Source organism: Metabacillus sp. SLBN-84 (genome assembly GCF_053629595.1).
Genome location: NZ_JBRJIP010000001.1, coordinates 465,997 through 481,113, shown reverse-complemented (window position 1 = coordinate 481,113; position 15,117 = coordinate 465,997). Strand labels below are relative to the sequence as shown.

The following is a 15,117-nucleotide window of genomic DNA, read 5'->3' as shown; positions in this document are numbered from 1 at the left end:
CATCACAGATTATTATACATCTCAGCAAGCTTTCTGCTTTCTGCTTCCCAGGTTAAAACTCTCCTTGCCTGCAGGCAGTTTTGCCGGTAGTACTCGTAATTGTTCTTCACTTTCATGATCCCGGCCCTGATGCCTTCTGTTGTTTCTTCAGCAAGCACGCCCGTCCTGTACTCATCGATTACGACCGATTTGCCGGGATGGTTAGAAGAAACAGCAGGAACGCCGGCCTGCAGATATTCAAACATTTTGTTCGGTGTGGAGTAATAGTTGTTTTTTGAAACCTTCTCATACATCACAAGGCCAATGTCGGCCTTCCGAGTGTAATAGAAGAGATCCTCTGACGGCACCTGATCATGAAAAAACACACGGTCTGATAAGCCGAGAGACTCAGTAAGCCTCATCAGTTCCTCTTTAAGTATGCCGGAACCGATCATGACGAGCTTAAAGCTCTCAGGCAGTTCCGCCATTGTTTTAACAATCAGATCAAGGCCGCGGTATGGAGAAAAACCGCCCTGATAAAGCAGTACCGTATCTTCTTCTCTGAAGGGATAATTCCAGTCAATCGGCTTATTGCCGGCCAGCATCTCTTCAGAAAAAAGCGGGATATTTTGAATGAGCACGCAAGGTTTTTTTCCATTGCGTTCAAACAAATAATCTCTCAAATACGGATTCACCGTCACAAGCCTGTCTATTTTTTTAAAGAGATGCTTTTCCATCTTATAGCCGACAAAGCGGTCAAGCTCATTGCGGCCTGCCATTTCATTGAAAATTTCATGGGCATCATAAATCAGCTTAGCGGAGAAATCCTTTGCAAGCATGCTGCCCTGCCATAGCGTATTCAGGTCATGACAGTGAACAGCATCTATTTTAAGGTCTCCCACTTTACTTTTTACTTTTTTATAAAACTCATAATACGCCATGTAATCTTTCAGTATTTTGACTAAGGGCAGTCTGACAGCCCGTACGACTGCACGTTTCAGACCCGACCGTTTCGGCGCCTGTCCCGGATTTGTACCCGAAATGGCCGCCTTCATGCTTTTAACAGAAATAGGGAGACGCATCAGATGAATATTGGTATGTAGAAAAGGATCCGGCTCCTGAAACTCGCGGACGCAGGCAAGGTAAACGTTATGTCCCGCTTCCGCAAGAGCCAGGGCCTCCCTTTTTACTCTGGCATCATAAGGAATATCCTTATACAGCAGCATGAGGATGTTCATTATTTTGCCTGTTTCATGAACTCATCGTATTCTTTGACGATCGGCCCTGTTTCACCGACTGCTTTCTGCTCGCCGAGATGAATCCAGACGACGCGGTCGCAGATGGCTCTAACAAGGTTTGATGAGTGTGTGACTAAGATAACGGTTCTGTCCTGCTTGATTTTCTCCATAATGGCATTTCGGCACTTTTGCTGGAAAGCTGTGTCTCCAACTCCAAGTACTTCGTCAATCAGAAGAATTTCAGGATCAAGCGAAATCGCCGTAGCGAAAGCAAGTCTCGATTTCATCCCTGCCGAATAGGTGCGGACAGGCTTGTAAATAAAATCGCCAAGCTCGGAAAACTCAATAATGTCATCAATCTTCTCATCAATCTGCTTCTTTTTATGGCCAAGAAGCAGTCCATTCAAATAGATGTTCTCGATTCCGGGAAGCTCAGGCTGGAAGCCCGCTCCAAGTGAAAGAAGAACCGGATGCTCGTCATCCTTGATGTTAAACGTGCCTTTATCAGGCGAAATCAGGCCGCTGAGCAGCTTTAAAAGCGTACTTTTCCCAGAGCCGTTCCGTCCGATGACACCTAAAACCTCGCCTTTTTTCACTTCGAAATTAAGGCCCTTCAGCGCCCAGAAACGATCATCTTGCTTATGCATATTCAATAATTTCTTTAACGGCTTCTCCGTAAATTCCGGATAAGAAACCCAAAGATCTTCAACTTCGATTATAGTATCAGTCAATTAAATCACCTTAGCATATTCTTTTTCATTTTTGTTCAGCAAACGAATTCCGAAATACAGGATTGCAAGAGAAACTACCGTTAAAATAAGGAGCGGAATCCACTCAGGCGCTCTGCCGTAAATCAGCACGTCTCTATAGGATTCCAGAATCGTTGTAAAAGGATTCAGATAGAGCAGCGGAACAAGCTTGTCCGGCACTGTGCTCATTTCAAATAAAACGGGTGATAAGTAAAGTAAAACACGGGAAATATACTGCATCATATTTTTAACATCCCGAATAAAAACACCTAAGTGTGCAAGGAAAATCATAACGCCAAGCAGGCAGAATGCATTGATAATAAAAATCAGCGGGAATAAGAGAACATAAGGTGTAAACTCTGTTCCGAAAATAACCAAAAACAAGATAAGCACGACGGCGCTGATTAAAAACTTAATGCAGTTTACAAGCAGCCGCACAACAACAAAAATAATTTTGGGCACATACACCTGCTGCAGAATATTCCCTTTGGATGAAATCGAGTTCGTTCCATCAACAAGTGCAGCTGTAACGAATTTTAAAGGAATAAGCCCTGTGAAGATAATGATCGGGTAGTTTGGCGTACCCCGGTCAAGAATGACCACGACCAGTAAATAAAAGATTGCCATATAAAAAATTGGATCAAGGATCCACCATAAAAAACCGAAATACGTTCTTGAATTGTTCGCTTTAAAGTCAGAAGCAGTCAAGTGATAGATCAGGTCTTTGTTGGATTTAATGGCCTTAAATGTATCAAGTAGCATAAGATGTTCTCCTAACTCACAAAATGTTGCACCTTCCTAATAATATACCTAGTCCAAAGACCTTTCAAGTTTTACAAGGAATTGTAAAGGTATTGACACACCGAAAAGCGGAAGCGCCCGGTTAGCTCCGACAGACAGATAAGAACTGACCCTAAAAGTCCGGTTTTGACTTTTTGGGGCAGTTTGTTCTGGCCGAGGAGTTGGGCGCTGGAGCTAGACACTACCGAAAAGCGGAAGCGCTCGTTTAGCTCCGGGAGCCAGATAAGGAAGTGGCGGAAAAGGCGTTCTTTGCTTTTACCGACAGTTCCGTTCTGACAGAGGAGCTGAGCGCTGGAGCTAGACAACACCGAAAAGCGGAGGCGACTGGTCAGGCCTGGCAGTCAGATAAAAAATCAACCGAAAAGTCCGGTTTTGACTTTTGGGGGGATTTTGTTCTGACAGAAGGACTAGGAGGCGCAGCTGGACACCGAAAAGCGGAAGCGCCCGGTTAGCTCCGAAGGACAGAAACGGAGCCGACTGTTCCACTCCAATTCACTGGAGTTTTATTTCTCTATAAATAAATGGTCAGGTGAACTAAAAACATACAGTGCCTCTTCTTACTCCAGTATCCCCGCTTTCCCTCTATTCAGCCCCTGTGCAGGATTTAACCGCAAAGCGCTCCATTTAATCAATGGAATGAAGCCTCCGGAATAAAAAAAGACCATAAACTAATATGGTCCCCATTTCGTCTTTTTTCTTACTTAACGAATTTGTAAAGGTTGCCGAAGTTGATGTACGTGATCTCTTCAGGGCAGTTCTTTACAACGTTTTTCGTGTCAAAGATACGTTTTGTTTTCATTGCTGTGAAGTCAGAAGCATCAAGTGCTTTAAATTCGTTATGGTCTGTCAGAACAAGTACAAGGTCTGATTGCTCTGTTGCTTTTTTGATGTCTTTTTCTACCCAGTCTTTTTGAACATGCGGGTCGTATGCGATGACTTCGTTTGCACCGGCCATTTTAAGCTGCTGGTAGATGTCCATTGCAGGACTTTCACGGATGTCATCGACGTTGCCTTTGTATGTTAATCCGAAGACTGTAATTTTCTTGTCGTCAAGGCCGCCAAGCATTTTAGAAACGTTTTCTACAACAAAGGAAGGCATAGAAACGTTAATGTCGCGCGCCTGGTAGATGAGTTTAGCCTGCTCCGGAGCTTCTGCCACGATGAAGTACGGGTCAACTGCAAGACAGTGTCCGCCAACGCCCGGTCCAGGGTGGTGAAGGTTTACACGCGGATGCTTGTTGGCCATTTCAATAACGTCAAGAGCATTGATATCAAGCTCCGTACAAATTTTCACAAGCTCATTTGCAAGTGAAATGTTGACGTCGCGGAATGTGTTTTCCATAAGCTTGGACATTTCAGCTGTTTTAGCATCTGTCAGGATCAGTTCGCCTTGAACGAATGTTCCGTATACTTTTGATCCTGCTTCTTTACATGCTTCTGTCACACCGCCGATGATGCGGTTGTTGTGAATAAGCTCATGCATGATTTGTCCAGGCAGAACGCGCTCAGGACAATGCACAAGGAAAATGTCTTCGCCGATTGTATAGCCGTGCTTTTCAAGAAGCGGCTTTACATGGTCGTCTGTTGTACGCGGTGCGATGGTTGATTCTACGATGACCGTGTTGCCTTTTTCAAGGAAAGGAATCATCATTTCAACTGCGCTCAGTACATATTTTAAATCGACTGATTTATATTGATCGTCTTTATTTGGAGTTGGAACGGCAATAATGAATACGTCTGCTTTTTCAGGCTGTGTTGATGCTTTGAATTTGCCGGAAGCCATTACTTCTTCAAGCGCTTCCTGCAATCCAGGCTCTTCAATATGAATTTTGCCTTGGTTTAATGAATCAACAACATGCTGCTGGACATCTACGCCTAGCACGTCAACGCCATGCTTTGCAAACATAATAGAAGTCGGCAGTCCGATATAACCAAGACCTAGTGTTGCGATCTTCATGTGAATTCTCCTCCAGTTGGTTGTTCAAAAATTTCCCTCATACCACATTACAGCTTAGGAAACACTGTGTCAATGATTTCAGCTGCCCTGCTCTAAGAGAACTTTCTCTTCCTTTTTTTCTTTAATTTCTTTCAGTTCCGCCTGAATCATTTTATGCTTGCCGCACTGGAATCTTACGATATGCGCAGCTTCTTCTGATTTTTGCAGAAATGCTTTTGGATTGTAGTAAAGATATTCAATGGCTTCTGCAAGTCCCATGTAGTCTTCCCCTTTTGCAAGAAAGCCGCATGAATCATCAATAAATTCAGGGATGGCGTAAACAGCTGATGTTACAGGCACAAGACCGCTTGACATCGCCTCTCCAAGAGATACCCCTTGCGAATCCATCCGTGATGGACTTAAAAAGACGCCGTGGGATTTATGCTGCTCTGCAATTTCTTTCTGGGACAAGAAGTAATTGTGCAGATGAACATTCGGAATCCCTTTAAGCGGCTCGACGGTTTCGTTCCACAAAGGACCCTGGCCGAAAATATCAAAGGTCAGATCTTCGAAGAACGGCTTGTCCTTAAGTGCAAGGATTGCTTTCACGGTCTGGTCATTCGCATACGTTCTTGAAGCAAACGGGCGAATTGTTAAGATCCGTTTGCGCTGCTCTTCTGTTTTTTCTACATAATCAAACAGCTCGTCATCAATGGAATTATGAATGATGCTGTAATTTTTGATGATGGTGTTCGTATCTTTTTCAGCAACGTTCTCTTTGTACCATTTCGAAACGAAGATGAATTTTATGTCGTCATCTTCCGTGGTGTAAAGATCTGCCATGAAATCAAGCTGCGCCTGATTGCGCTTCGCATATTCAAGGCTGCTGCGGATTTCTTTTGTGCTCTGGTAAAAGTTGAACCAGCGGCGGTACCATTTTGTTGTCTCAAACCCGTGCACCCATACAAGCTTTGGCGTGTAGCGCGCTTTTGACTTGCGGACAGCACGGTACATTCTTTCATTGATAAAGTGAAACATCACTTTCTTATATGGCTTCGCATTTAAAAGGTTTGTCAGCGCATCCTCTCCGCCAATATAGACGGGCACACCTTCATAAACGTAGTGAGCGATACTTGCCGGAGATGTGTTCAATCGGTAGATGGCACAATTAATGCCATTTTCTCGGTACCCGAGCACACGTTTATGAACAAACATGTTCTGGTAATATGTGTTTTTCTCGGGATACACATTCGTGACAATCAGGTAGTCAGTTTCAGGATGTCTTAAAAACAGCTCTTTCTGACTGTCTGAAGTCGGCACGTTGTACGCTGAAACGGAAAAGTCTGTTATAGCGGCTTCTCCTGACCCTGAAAGTCTGATACCCATGGAATAACTCGCCACGTTCGCAGGGAAGCTTAAATTCATTTCACTTCCAAGCGGATTGTACTGAACATATACCTTATCGTCATTTCTGTCATAGCCGACAATGACCTGCTGCACCTGAACCCCGCTGCTTACTGTACCGTCAATTCTTGCGATGTACGTATAGCCCGGGTTCAGACTGCGGTCAACTCTATTGCCTTTATTATAATAAAGAATGATCGGACCGGCGTCTTTTGTCAGCTGGGCAATCTTGATGTCCAGCTGTGCGCCTCCGTCAATCTGAACATCAAAGCTTTTCTTTGTATCTTTCGGCCATTTATCAAAAAAAGTGATTTTTTTAACCGGCTCTTTCAGCATGATGTCCCCTCCCGTCAATTGAAAAATATGAGACATACCTTTATTTTCTGCGTTTTAGTCCCCAATATTTCAACTGTAATTTTCCAAGTTTGGAATTTTGCAGTTTTGTCAATTTTGTCTGCAGCTGGCTGATGGTACGCTCTTTTTCTTCAAGAAGCTTTTTCTGCTGTTCCTGTCCTGCTGAAATCATTTCTGGAGAGATGCCGGATCTTTTCAGTCCTGCAGCTTCCTGTTTGCTGATCAGCTCACCAAGGTTCTCCCTTGATTCCACATCATCGGCAATAGCTGTCAGGATGGTTTTAAATTCCTGCTCCATTTCTTTCTTGTCCTGAATCAGGCGGTCGGCAAGCTGGCTTAGTCTCTCAAGCTCTTCTTGATCTGTGCCTGCTGTATGCTGGAGTTCCATTTCCTTCTTTTTAACCCAGCTCTTTTCGAATACTGTGTCAGCGGCTGTTCCGCCCGCAGCAGCTGCGGGTTTAGGCGGAGCGATCGGTGCTTTTTCCAGCTTTCTTGCTTTCTTTCCGGAAAATTTCTTCGCTACCATTTTGTCAAAAACAGTGCCTGCAGCTCTTGCATCATTTAGTGGAGACAAATAAGTGATGCCTTCACTTTGACCGAGAATACTGCCTTCTTCATAAACGCCCCAAATGTCCGTGCCGCTTCCTTTGTAGTCGCTCAGTTTAGACGGCAGATAAGGATTGATCGGCTTGTTGTCTTTCGTTGTTGAGTCATTGACAACCAGGCAGTCGAACTTTGTGCAAAGGTTCAGGAACGTGTAGAAATCGACAAACCCGTTGACAATAATGGAGTCCTCAAGCGGATCGTTTTTAAGCTGATCTTCAAGCTCTGTCGGTTTAGCCGTAAAGACATGGATCAGGACTTTGCGCTGAGTATCCGCGTGTGCTTCTTTTAAACCTGAGAACAAGTCGTTCAGGTTCCGCTTACTGTAGAAGTTTCCAAAGTAAGCAACGTTCACATGGTCTTCCGATAGAAGCGGATAATCGAATTCCTCCATGTGGTAATAGCTTTCCGGCAATGTCGGATGCGGCTCGATGACAACTTTCTGCTTAATGATCGGCTTAATTTCCTCAATCGGGAACATGTCCATCATGTACTGATACTGATTTTTGTTTGTGAAAATCAGTTCATCTGCAAAAATATACGGAAGGTATTCGCACCATACAAATAGACTTGCATCGTTTGGAGACGGGAACCCTGCTTTTTTCACATCTGCTTCAAGCTGCTTTAAATACCCCTGATCCGTAATATCAACAAGACGTTTCTTAGCCTCGATGTCATAGATCAATGGATCGGAGAATTCAGCGACCCATTTTGTCTGAGGGTATTTCTTTTTGTACTCATACGCCAGGAAGTGGGAGGCTGCCCACATCGCACGGCTGAATACCTGCTTATGAACGCCGTTTTTCTCAACTAATTCGTTTGCGCCTTTCATCCCCATGTCTACGAACGTTTTAATATGGGCCCAGTGTGAAAAGCTCGACGGTGAATTGATTGGAAGTCTTGTATGAATTAAATCATCCACCATTTGGTTCAGGGATGCATTTTTTGTCCGGACTTTGTCCATCGTATTGTAGATGACATCTGAAACCTTGCCTGCCTCTCTCATACGCTTCGCCATAACATTCCCGGCTGTGTCGTTATAAGGAGGGAAGCAGTATGAAACAACCAACTGCTCAACGCGGTCCTTGTTCAGCAGATGGTACGGGAAGTAAACAGGTCTTCTTGACGAAATCTCTTTCATGATGCGGTCATATTCATCTTTATGCTCTTCATAGTATTTCACGATGAACGAGACCTGTGCATTGATCTTTCTTTCGATAAAGTCGCGCTTTTCAAAAGGCAGATCGGGAACGAGAAGACTGTTCATCTTCTCAATGCAGTCAGCGCGCTGTATCACGTTAAAATCAAATGTCATTGCCTGGCGGGAAATTGAATTTTCCCGAAGGGTTCTATAATAGACAGCCTTTTTGGTTAAAGGAGCCACAACAAACTGAAGGTCATTTTTAACAAGCAGCTCTGTGAAAAAGACAACGTCTTCTCCGCTCTTTAACTTTTCATCAAATTTGTATTTTTGAACATACAAAGTCGGAATAAGTTTGCATGCATTGATTGTCAGAACAGAATGCAGCTTCATATACGGACTTTGTTTGCTGATGACGGACTTTAAAATCTGGCGGTTGATCGGATTGGAAGATTGAATGTTTCCGCTCGGCTCAACATTGTAAATTTGAGAAATAACAACTGTATCAGGCTTTGCCTGCTTGTACATTTCCTCAAGGAAGTTGGCAGACAGATAATCGTCATCGTCAAGGAACGTGACATATTCACGTGCTGCAAGCGAAATTCCCTTATTGCGCGCAATCGATGCTCCTGCCTCGTCCATTGTCACAACACGGATATTGGACATGTTTCTTTCCAGAGCAATCTGTCCGATCATCTCTTCTGTCTTGTCTTTTTCGCCGTTAATGACAATGATCACTTCAAACAAGGAATGATCAATTGTCTGATCAGCCAATGAAATCAGGCATTTTCTGATGACATTTTCACCTTTATAGGTTGGGATAATAACGCTGATGCCTTTATCGTAGAGGGGCTTTTCATTTTTCCGCACATGCTCCTCTTCGATGTCATATCCCATTTTCTTTGCTCTAGTTAGTCGGACTTTCTCTAAACGTTTGAGTATTTCCACTTTAAGCATTATTTCTTACCTCTTCCGGCTAGTTTTTTCTTCAATGCCCAGTACTTCAGCTGAACTCTGCCAAATCGGGATTTTTTAAGGACATTATAGCGGTGCTCAATATAAGATGCTTTTCGGTTCGCATCTTCAATTTTATTAACGGCTGCAAGAGCTGCTTTCAGGGCATCTTCTTCGCGGTTTAAAAGCTCAACTGTCTCAATCTGTAGCTGGCGGATATATTCCTCCTGCTTTGCAATCTGTGCTTTCAGCTCTTCATAATGCCTGTCGCCAGATTCTTTAGGCTGCTGAAGCTCTTTCAGCTCTTTTTCCTGTTTTGCATTCTGCCCTGCAAGTGTTCCGATGCGCTGCATATAATCTCTTTCCAAGGCGTAGAATCCCTGTTCAAGCTTCTGCAGATTCTCTTTTGTATAAAAAGGCAGATTTTCTTCAGGAGAAGCGGTGCAGACAACGCCTGACCATCTTCCTAAATAATCAAAGGACTCAATTTTAAAATGAGCGCCGATTTGTTCTGCCAATAATGAGTAATAGTACGTTCGTTTATGGTCGATAAAATCATTTATGCCAAACGGGACGGTGACAATCAGTCTGCCGCCCGGCTTAAGATGAGCCAGGGTTTTCTTAAGGAAAGCTTCAGGATCACTGATATGCTCAAGCACCTCTGTCAGAAGGATCGTATCATAATCCTTTTCAATTTCGTCATCAGTCATGAAATTCGATACTTTGAATGTGACAGAAGCTTGAACGGACGGATGTTCCTTGCCAAGCTCTTTAATGGCGTAATCGATCGATTCCCGGGAGATATCGATTCCATCTACTTTTTTGCCTTCCCGTCCGAGGAGGATGGCATTAATACCTTGTGAACAGCCAATATCCAGCACCTTGTTTCCAGTAACACGTGTCACAATCCAGTTGATGCGTTCTCTCGTTTTTTTGCTGAAATCCGTTCCTAAAGCTCCATAATAAGCTTCATTGACGCGATCTATGATATTTTTACTCAAAAAAACTCCTCCAATTAGCTAATGGCTTAACGTAAGTTGTATAAGTTCTATATGTAGTTTTTGCATAATTTTTCGACGTATTCTGCAAGGACCTACTTATTATATCGAATATAGTCTTTCGTTAACAACCATAAAAAAACCTGAAACCGCGGATCACGTGTTTCAGGTCTTTTTGTTTCACTTGCCGTTCTTCCACAGATAAAAATCGTTTACGCCCTGTGTGATGGCTTCTGCAGCTTTATTTTTGCCGTCGTATGTTTTGAAAATGGCCGCGTCTTTTGCATTTGAGATAAAGCCCATTTCAACAAGGACAGATCTTGTGTAGTTTTTGTCAATCACGTAAAACTCTGCTTTTTTTGTGCTTCTGTCTCTTGTGCCGAGTGCCTTGATTAATCTTGCCTGAATAAATTCCGCAAGCTTTGCACTGTCATCCTTCTCACCTTGGGTAAGAGAAGAAGTCCTGAAGCTATTACTTGCTTTCGAACTGTTTGCAGATGCAGCTGCACTTGCATTCGAACCGTTTGTTGCAAACGTTTCTGTGCCGTTTGCTGATGCAGCTGTACTCGCATTCATGTGAAGACTGACAAAGACACCGGCATTTTTCGTATAAGTAAAGTCCGTCCGTTCATTTAATGAAAGAAACGTGTCATTATCTCTTGTCATGTAAACATTGTAGCCAAGCTTTTTCAGTTTATCTGAAGCAAGCTTTCCGACATCAAGCACAACCGTTTTTTCCTGAAGACCGTTGCCGATGGCGCCAGGATCTTTCCCCCCATGCCCCGGATCAAGGACAATTGTCTTTGAAAGAGCTGTTTCTTTAGGCTGCGGTTCAAGAGTCAGGTAGCTCGTCTTCACAAACCCCGTTTTTCCGCTGTATCTGACAGAAATCCATTCTTCCTTCAGTTCTTCAGGATTCAGGATTTCCACTTGCTTCCCTTGAGGAATGGTCAGGATAATGCTTGAAGCAGTTGTTTTTTGGGAGCGGAGATTTAATCCCTCTCTTACGTAGTAAGTAAGATCTTCCGCTTCAACAGGTATAGGCTTGTTCACAATGTCAGCCGATGGCACATAGGCATCTTTTCCGTTAAAAGATGTTACAGCCCAACCGTTAGAAATGCTGCCTTTTTTGATTTTCAATTGATTATTTAGTAAAAGAGAGGCAAGCTTGCCTGAAGATGTGCTGTTTGAATGGTAAATGCCCGTATTTTTATTGGCGTAATATGTAAAATAAACGGCCGCAGCAGGCTTGCTTGCAATGCTGCTGTACGGGGCGTATCCTTTCAGGCCATTGTACTCAATCCGGCTCCACCCGTTTTGCACGCTGCCTTTTTTCACTTTGACTGCAGAGTCTATTGATACCTTTTTTTTCGGTGTTATCTTGTTTCTTTCATTATATAAAGTGAAATCTTTCACCGCATAATAAGTAAAATAGACCGGTGCCTTGGATGTCAGCTTGGAATAGTCCGCATAATAGGTTTTTCCATTGTGCAGAATTTCCACCCATCCGTTTAAAACCGTTCCTTTTCCAACTTTGACGATGGCATCTTCAGCAATAGACCCGTATCGTTTCGTATGAGTCCCTCTTCCTGCGTAAAAACTCACCGGTTCTTTTGTATAGTAGCTGAAATAGATTTTTGCCGGCTTTTTGTTAGTAATAAAAGATGATTTCGCATAAAGTGTTTTGCCGTTCAGCTGAATTTTTGCCCAGCCACTCTTAATTGCGCCTTGTTTTACAGCAAAGGCAGTCTGAAATGGAACATTTAACGCTTTGGCATAATGATCGCCAGGTCCTATCCGTGCTTGAAAGTCATTTTTGGCATAGTAGGTAAAGGCGGCAGCTGCTTCTGCCTGATGAGCCGGCATCGCCTGAAAGACTCCAGCAGTCAGCAGTAAAACGGCCAGCATGCTGGCGAAAAGCTTTTTCATTCTATTTGTTCCTCCCGGTTGATTGATACTGGGACTTTTTTCCGCACAGTCCACTCCTTTTATATATCGCATCCAACTGGGAAAACTTTAGAAAAATCCCCAAAAAAATGGCCCTCAAATTTGAGGGCAGTCATGCACGTACAATTTCTTTTCTTCCTACAGAAATGTAAGTCATCCAGGCCGGAATATCCCGGAGACTGTAAATGTTTCTGCCGTCAAAGAGCAGCGGCCGCTTCATTTTTTCACGGTAAAGATCCATCGGATAAGAAGTGATGGAGTCCCACTCTGTCACGATAAAAGCTGCGTCAGCGCCTTCAATCGCTTGTGAAACGGAGTCACAGTAAGTGATGGAATCTCCGAGGACTTTACGGGCCTCTTCTGCTGCGATTGGATCATAGCCCGAAACATCCGCCCCCTGTTTAACAAGCTCTTTGGCAAGGACCAGAGATGCCGCTTCGCGCACATCATCTGTATTTGGCTTAAAAGCGAGACCAAGAAGGGCTACTTTTTTCCCGGAGACGGCTGCCCATATGCTTTCTGGCAGATTCAATCAGCTTCAGCGGCTGGCGGTTGTTAACCGAAATAACCGAATCGAGCAGATCAAACTGGTGCTGCACATTTCCCGCAAGCTGAACGAGGGCTTTCGTATCCTTTGGAAAACAGGAGCCGCCGTACCCGATGCCTGCTTTTAAAAACTGCGGCCCGATCCGCGCATCTTTTCCGATGCCTTCTGCCACATCCTCAATATCTGCTCCAAGCTTCTCGCAGATGTTGGCAATTTCATTAATGAAGCTGATTTTTGTGGCCAGAAACGCATTTGCTGCATACTTAATCATCTCTGCACTCCGAATATCAGTCCGGACGACAGGAATGCCAAGTGGCTTGTAAAGTTCTTCAAGGAGGTTACCGGCCGATGCCGTCTCTGAACCGACGACAATGCGGTCTCCATGGAACGTATCATGAATCGCTGACCCTTCCCTTAAGAATTCAGGGTTGGATACAACCTCAACTTTAACGGAGAGAGGCTTATGCTGATTGATCACATTCAGCACATGTTCATTTGTCCCGACCGGAACGGTGCTTTTCACCGCGACCACGACATCCTTTTTCAGCTGTTTCGCCATTTGCTCGGCTGCGGCGTTTACATATGTAAGATTAGCTGAGCCATCCTCATTCTCAGGTGTCCCAACCGCGATGAAGATCACGTTGCTCTCCCCGTATGCCTGTGCTGAATCAGTCGTAAAATCAAGACGGCCAGCCTCATGATTTTTCTTCATCAGCTCTTCTAAACCCGGTTCATAGATAGGTGAAATCCCCTGAGTCAGCTTTGCGATTTTCTGCTCGTCAATGTCCACACATGTTACGCGGTGCCCGATTTCTGCAAGGCACACCCCTGTAACCAGTCCTACATATCCTGTTCCGGCTACTGATACTCTCAAAAGAATCCTACCTTTCTACTTTGAAACTTTGCTTTTAATATACGTCAGAATATCATCTCTGAGCTCTTCATTATCCATCGCAAAATCAATTGTCGCCTGGATAAAACCAAGCTTATCTCCCACATCATAGCGCTTGCCGACAAAATGGTACGCTGTTACCTCTTCTTTTTGGGAAAGCTCTTTCAGCGCGTCTGTCAGCTGAATTTCCCCTCCAGACCCCGGCTTTAAATTTCCGAGTATCTCAAAAATCTCAGGGCGAAGAATGTATCTGCCAAGAATCGCAGTATTCGAAGGAGCTTCTTCACGCTTTGGCTTTTCAACCAAGTCCCGCACTTTGTACACGTTATCGGCTTTCTTTTCGTTTTGATTATAACTGACGATTCCGTATTTGGACACGTCTTCAGGCTTGACCTTTTGCACGCCGATGACAGTGCTCTGGAACTGATCGTACACATCAATCAGCTGCTTCAGGCAAGGCACGTCAGACTGGACAATGTCATCCCCGAGCATAACAGCAAACGGCTCATTGCCGATAAAACGTCTCGCACAATAAATTGCATGCCCAAGACCAAGCGGCTCTTTCTGGCGGATATAATGAATGTTCGCAAGCTCGGAAATACCCTGAACCTTGCTGAGCAAATCCCATTTCTCTTTCTTCACAAGCGTCTCTTCAAGCTCATACGATTTATCAAAATGATCCTCAATGGCACGCTTCCCGCGGCCGGAAACAATCAGAATATCTTCAATCCCAGACGCAACCGCCTCTTCAATAATGTACTGAATCGTCGGCTTATCCACAATCGGCAGCATCTCTTTCGGCTGTGCCTTCGTAGCCGGCAAAAACCTCGTACCAAGCCCCGCCGCCGGAATAATCGCTTTCCTCACTCGCATGTCAAAATCCCCCCGGTAATGTCGTATAGAGTCTCTCCTATAATAGTACAACACAGGGAGGATTGATTCCTTTAATGTTTTATGAAAGTTTGGTAAACCGAAAAGCGGAATCAGCCGTTTAGCTCCGATAGGCAGATAAGAAATCACCCGAAAAGTCCGGGTTTGACTTTTTGGGGGATTTTGTTCTGACAGAGGAGTTGGCTGATGGAGCTGGACAATGCCGAAAAGCGGAATCGCCCGGTTAGCTCCGAAGGACAGAAAAGGATCCGCCGGAAAAAGCCGGTCTTGCTTTTTGCGGCGGAGCCGTTCTGGCCGAGGAGTTGGGCGATGGAGCTGGACAACACGAAAAGCGGAGCCGAACGTTCAGGCCTGGCAGTCAGATAAGAAATCGACCATAAAGGCCGGTTTTTGCCTTTATGGGCGATTTTGTTCTGACAGAAGGACTGGAAGGCGGAGCTAGACAATGCGAAATGCGGAATCAGCCCGGTGTTGCAAAATGTTTACTACACTTTCCAACCGCTCTCTCAACCGCAAAGTGTTACTAAAACCTGTTTACTTCACTTTTCAACCACTCTCTCAACCACAAAGTGTTACTAAAACCTGTTTACTTCACTTTCCAACCACTCTCTCAACCACAAAGTGTTACTAAAACATGTTTACTACACTTTCCAACCGCTCTCTCAACCCCAAAGTGTTGCTAA

General features: G+C 44.3%; 11 protein-coding genes and 1 pseudogene. 2 read left to right on the top strand and 10 right to left on the bottom strand.

The annotated features are described in order from the left end of the window. Window positions 1–2 precede the first annotated feature (2 nt). Genes RKD52_RS02300 through RKD52_RS02290 form a run of 3 tightly spaced genes read right to left on the bottom strand, consistent with a single transcriptional unit; the run spans window position 3 to window position 2,728 of the window. Window positions 3–1,217, bottom strand: a complete 1,215-nt coding sequence (locus tag RKD52_RS02300; RefSeq protein WP_454098507.1) for a glycosyltransferase — start codon at window positions 1,215–1,217, stop codon at window positions 3–5. After that, window positions 1,217–1,948 carry an ABC transporter ATP-binding protein gene (locus tag RKD52_RS02295; protein WP_203289066.1) on the bottom strand — a complete coding sequence of 244 codons (732 nt, stop codon included), beginning with the start codon at window positions 1,946–1,948 and terminating at the stop codon, window positions 1,217–1,219. The genes RKD52_RS02300 and RKD52_RS02295 overlap by 1 nt, the downstream gene beginning before the upstream one ends. Continuing rightward, entirely contained in the window at window positions 1,949–2,728 is a 780-nt protein-coding gene (locus tag RKD52_RS02290; protein WP_369735691.1) for an ABC transporter permease, read from the bottom strand. It lies immediately after the preceding gene. Window positions 2,729–2,997: 269 nt separating this feature from the next. Between RKD52_RS02290 and RKD52_RS02285 the strand changes: the two genes are divergently transcribed. After that, window positions 2,998–3,219, top strand: coding sequence for a hypothetical protein (locus RKD52_RS02285; protein WP_454098506.1), 222 nt, complete (start codon window positions 2,998–3,000; stop codon window positions 3,217–3,219). A 245-nt stretch (window positions 3,220–3,464) separates the two neighbouring features. Here RKD52_RS02285 and RKD52_RS02280 read toward each other — a convergent pair whose 3' ends face one another. From RKD52_RS02280 to galU, 7 genes and pseudogenes are all read right to left on the bottom strand, one after another. After that, window positions 3,465–4,724: a nucleotide sugar dehydrogenase gene (locus RKD52_RS02280; RefSeq protein ID WP_454098505.1), complete on the bottom strand. Its 1,260-nt coding sequence runs from the start codon at window positions 4,722–4,724 to the stop codon at window positions 3,465–3,467. Between the two features lie 78 nt (window positions 4,725–4,802). Beyond that, complete coding sequence (locus RKD52_RS02275; protein ID WP_454098504.1) at window positions 4,803–6,443, bottom strand: glycosyltransferase family 4 protein; 1,641 nt, start codon at window positions 6,441–6,443, stop codon at window positions 4,803–4,805. A 40-nt stretch (window positions 6,444–6,483) separates the two neighbouring features. Then, window positions 6,484–9,162 (bottom strand): glycosyltransferase family 2 protein, encoded by a 2,679-nt coding sequence (locus tag RKD52_RS02270; RefSeq protein WP_454098503.1) that lies wholly within the window; start codon window positions 9,160–9,162, stop codon window positions 6,484–6,486. Further along, window positions 9,162–10,160, bottom strand: coding sequence for a methyltransferase domain-containing protein (locus RKD52_RS02265; protein ID WP_454098502.1), 999 nt, complete (start codon window positions 10,158–10,160; stop codon window positions 9,162–9,164). The genes RKD52_RS02270 and RKD52_RS02265 overlap by 1 nt, the downstream gene beginning before the upstream one ends. 177 nt (window positions 10,161–10,337) lie before the next feature. Then, complete coding sequence (locus tag RKD52_RS02260) at window positions 10,338–12,086, bottom strand: N-acetylmuramoyl-L-alanine amidase (protein WP_454098501.1); 1,749 nt, start codon at window positions 12,084–12,086, stop codon at window positions 10,338–10,340. A gap of 130 nt (window positions 12,087–12,216) precedes the next feature. Further along, window positions 12,217–13,525 (bottom strand): annotated as a pseudogene (locus tag RKD52_RS02255) (UDP-glucose dehydrogenase family protein). 15 nt (window positions 13,526–13,540) lie between these two features. Then, window positions 13,541–14,416 (bottom strand): UTP--glucose-1-phosphate uridylyltransferase GalU, encoded by an 876-nt coding sequence (galU, locus tag RKD52_RS02250; protein ID WP_454098500.1) that lies wholly within the window; start codon window positions 14,414–14,416, stop codon window positions 13,541–13,543. 204 nt (window positions 14,417–14,620) lie between these two features. On the opposite strand from galU, the gene RKD52_RS02245 reads away from it, so the two are divergent. Then, window positions 14,621–14,800, top strand: a complete 180-nt coding sequence (locus RKD52_RS02245; protein WP_454098499.1) for a hypothetical protein — start codon at window positions 14,621–14,623, stop codon at window positions 14,798–14,800. The last annotated feature ends 317 nt before the right edge of the window (window positions 14,801–15,117 follow it).